This window comes from Coleofasciculus sp. FACHB-712, assembly GCF_014695635.1.
Lineage (GTDB): Bacteria > Cyanobacteriota > Cyanobacteriia > Cyanobacteriales > FACHB-T130 > FACHB-T130.
In genome coordinates this window covers 1-2,508 of sequence record NZ_JACJOQ010000260.1, presented here as the reverse complement: position 1 = coordinate 2,508, position 2,508 = coordinate 1, and the positions used below count along the sequence as shown (strand labels likewise).

General features: G+C 50.2%; 2 protein-coding genes. One reads left to right on the top strand and one right to left on the bottom strand.

Annotation, left to right across the window (positions count from 1 at the left end; genetic code table 11):
- The first annotated feature begins 2 nt into the window (after positions 1-2).
- Entirely contained in the window at positions 3-1,670 is a 1,668-nt protein-coding gene (locus H6F50_RS07375) for a glycosyltransferase family 39 protein (RefSeq protein WP_190427994.1), read from the top strand.
- Here the strand turns inward: H6F50_RS07375 and H6F50_RS07370 are convergent.
- Positions 1,667-2,305 (bottom strand): hypothetical protein, encoded by a 639-nt coding sequence (locus tag H6F50_RS07370; RefSeq protein WP_190410468.1) that lies wholly within the window; start codon positions 2,303-2,305, stop codon positions 1,667-1,669. The genes H6F50_RS07375 and H6F50_RS07370 overlap by 4 nt on opposite strands.
- Positions 2,306-2,508 lie beyond the last annotated feature (203 nt).

Here is a 2,508-nt window from a genome sequence, read left to right as displayed (position 1 = left end):
TGTTGCTCCTAGGCGCGATCGCGATCGCTGTTTTGTTAAGAATTATCTATCTAGGCAGCCGAGAATTTTGGTACGACGAAGTTCTATCCCTGATCCTCGCCAGCGGTCACGGCATTGACTATCAAGCTCCGGGAGCGCAACCCGTCAACCTGCGGGACTACAGCGCTTTATTGATCCCACGAGCCGGTGATGTCGTAGGAACGATCAAAGATGTCTATAAAGGTATCTTGGGCGATGTCCATCCGCCGCTTTCTTATTTCAGCCTGTACTTCTGGCTACAGCTATTTGGCAATAGCGAAGCTGCCTTACGAGGTCTGGGCGCATTGCTGAGTGTAGGTGCAATTGGCGGCGCTTACGGATTAGGACGTTTTGTGATGGGACATCGCGGCGGACTGATTTTTGCCGCCTTACTCGGTACAAATCCTTTCTATTTATTCCACTCTTTAAATGCCCGGATGTATGGCCCGCTGATTTTATGGACGATTCTCAGCACCTGGGCAATGCTGCATCTGGTTGACACAAAAGGAGCAACAGAGAGTCTCCGAGCCTCCGAGTGGGAAATTCAACCAGACGCCACGCCATCATCCCATCATCCCAGCAACCGCTCATCGATTCTCTGGAGTGCGATTCTGATTGTTTCAGTCGCTGCTGGACTGCTGACGCAGTATCTTTTTGTCTACTGGGTGATGACCCTAGGCATCTTTGTCCTCATCTTTGACCGGCGGCGGTGGTGGCAGCACGGATTGCGTTTGGGGGCGGGTGTATTGCTGTGGATGCCTTGGTTTGTTTGGGGAACTCGGAAGCAGGGGCGTCTGGGTGAAGTGGGCAATCAGTTTTCCAAGGGAAATCATTTCGCAGATGTTACCCAAACCTTGAGCAGTCACTTGTTACTGGGAGACTGGGTGGGAGATGTCGTCAAAACTCCCGCAGAAGCGACCCTCGCGATTGTGGCAGGGTGCCTGATAATTTTGTTACTAGCCGGGTGTACCTTTAGCCTCTGGCGGCAAGGAAAGCGTCGTACCTTATTCATGGCTTTGTCACTGGGAATTTTGCCCCTGTGCATTGCATTTGCAGTGGATATTCTCGCTGGCAAATACACGATTGGCTTTGGCGGTGGAAGGGCACTGATTTTTGTTTTGCCTGGATGCTTGCTATTAATTGCTTTATGGCTGGAACGGGCGGCGGGACGCTGGCGCGGAGTAGCGGTAGCAGGTTTGCTGCTGTTGTATCTGGGCATCAGCATCGGGGACTTCAGCACGAGAAACCGCTCGATGTTCCATCAGATAGCAGATTTGATTCAACAGGAACCTACAACGCCAACTTTAATCGTGATGAACTCCCGCGCTTGGGGTCACATTCTGCGTTTGGCTTATTATCTTCCTCTCACTGCCCCGGTTCAGCTATTAGCACAGCATCCTGCCGACCTTGCACCTGCTTTAGAAAAAGTTCTGACAAGCGGACAAGCAACGCAATATCCTCGGATTCTCTGGTTAGAGAGCGCCCGTCCTGTGAATAAGGCTCCCAAAACGGAGGCAGAAAAACAGCAAATTCAGCAGGAAATCCAGCGAGTTTTGCAATCTCGTTACCAGTTGGCGCAAACGCAGCAGCTATCGGGAACCACGATTCTGGATGAGTTTGCAGTTAATCTTTACAAGAATCGGAATCTCTAATTTTTGGGCCATTGCCAGTTAAAACGATTCCATTCGTAAATGCCTTGAATCTCATACTCGCTGCCATTCTCAAACCGGATAATGCAGTTAGTATGAGAGACCCCGCTCTCTGTGGTCTCGTAAACCCCAACCACCGTGCAGGGAAACCATTCGCGACTACAGGGGCCGTTTTCTTGCACCCACTCCCACAGACCATTAGAAACCTCAATGCGATCGCCTACTTTCAGCTTTAACCCTTGCTTGCCCTCCCGCTCATAATACTCAGCCAGATGAACCGGCTGAATGCGATAGAGCCACCCAAAGCCATAGCGATCGCGTAAAAATTGCATCGCTCCCGAATCTTGATTATTCAACCAGTCATTGAGTAACGTAATCTTCCAAGAGCGATTTTGTCTTTCTTGTTCCTTGACAAATTGCAGTAAAGCTTTGACTTGTTCTGCTGTCAGTTCCTCCAATGGATTCGCACCATCGGCATTTTCATCACCACTCGCCGGGTTCTCCCCTTGGGCACCCAGCAGTTCCTTGACAAGAACTTGCAGCAGAATTTGCTTCTGCATATCGCTGAGAGGATATACAGCCTCCTCACATAGACTAAATGCTGCTTGCAGTGCCGCTTCAATCTCAGATCGGGTCACAATCAATTCCTTACTTTGGAATGGATCGCCACACAGCAGAGCTATCTCGGTGATTCTGAGTGGGAATGCCCAGACTTAGAGCGCTCATTAAGGGCGATCCCCTATTATCGCAGAATTGTCAAGATATCCCGAAGCTCCTGTTTGACTAGATTCGCGCTAAGCTGAGGGGTGAAGTTCCCAAAAAACCTGAAGTCATGGTACGG